This window comes from Streptomyces milbemycinicus, from assembly GCF_002154605.1.
GTDB lineage: Bacteria > Actinomycetota > Actinomycetes > Streptomycetales > Streptomycetaceae > Streptomyces > Streptomyces milbemycinicus.
The window spans coordinates 239-501 of record NZ_MUNE01001258.1; the positions used below are offsets into that span (position 1 = coordinate 239).

Annotated in this window: 1 protein-coding gene; it reads right to left on the reverse strand. The window is 72.6% G+C overall.

All coding sequences use genetic code 11. The annotated features are described in order from the left end of the window. Window positions 1–114: helix-turn-helix domain-containing protein (locus CCN51_RS59060; RefSeq protein ID WP_342749441.1), on the reverse strand; the 114-nt coding region annotated here is incomplete at its 3' end. Between the last annotated feature and the right edge of the window lie 149 nt (window positions 115–263).

The window sequence follows — 263 nt, forward strand, 5'->3', positions numbered from 1 at the left end:
GCCGAGACCGTGCTCGGCGAACCGGCCCCGCCAGCAGCGGACCGTGTCCAGGTGCAGGCCCGCTTCCCGGGCGATGCGCGCGTTGGAGCGTCCCCGTGCGGCATGCAGCACCACCTGCGCGCGCGTAACCGGTACTCGGTTTTGTGACCGTAGGCCATCTTCTTCAGCCGCTCGCGCTCGGCGGCGCGCGGGGCTATCGGGCGGGCGGTGGCAACGGGCAAGGCAGGCCGATGTGGGGCTTCGCCCTCTACTACGCCGGCAGC